Source organism: Paraburkholderia sp. JHI2823 (genome assembly GCF_038900695.1).
Lineage (GTDB): Bacteria > Pseudomonadota > Gammaproteobacteria > Burkholderiales > Burkholderiaceae > Paraburkholderia > Paraburkholderia mimosarum.
In genome coordinates, this window is the sequence record NZ_JAYMRY010000270.1 from 1 (window position 1) to 446 (window position 446).

The following is a 446-nucleotide window of genomic DNA, read 5'->3' on the forward strand; positions in this document are numbered from 1 at the left end:
CGACTACATCCTGATGGATACGTCGCCGTCGCTGTCGTACCTCAACCTGAATGCGCTGATGGCCGCGGATGCCATGGTGATGCCGATGGTGCCCGAAAACCTGGACTTCATCAGCTCGCTGTCGTTCTGGCGACTCTTCTCGGATGTGTCCAAAAGCTTCATCAAATTCGAGAAGGACAAGAAATACGACTTTGTGTCGTTGGTGTTGTCGCGGGTCGATTATGGGCGAAACTCGTCGGCGCCGATCGTGCGCGCGTGGGCGCAAAGCGCGTACGAAAACTGGCTGCATTCTATCGAGGTACCGGCGAGCTCGGTGATGAGCACCGGGGCGTTGGCGTTCTCGACCGTCTTCGACATTAGCAGTAGTCACAGCGCGGCCAAGTCGCTGCAACGCGTTCGGCAGCCTCTCGTGGACTACTGTCGGTGGATCGACGAGATCTATTCGG

1 protein-coding gene is annotated in these 446 nt (G+C 57.6%); it reads left to right on the forward strand.

The window, feature by feature from the left end; translation table 11 throughout:
• A partial coding sequence (locus VSR34_RS38650) for a ParA family protein (RefSeq protein ID WP_342965265.1) occupies positions 1 to 446 on the forward strand: 446 nt, incomplete at both ends.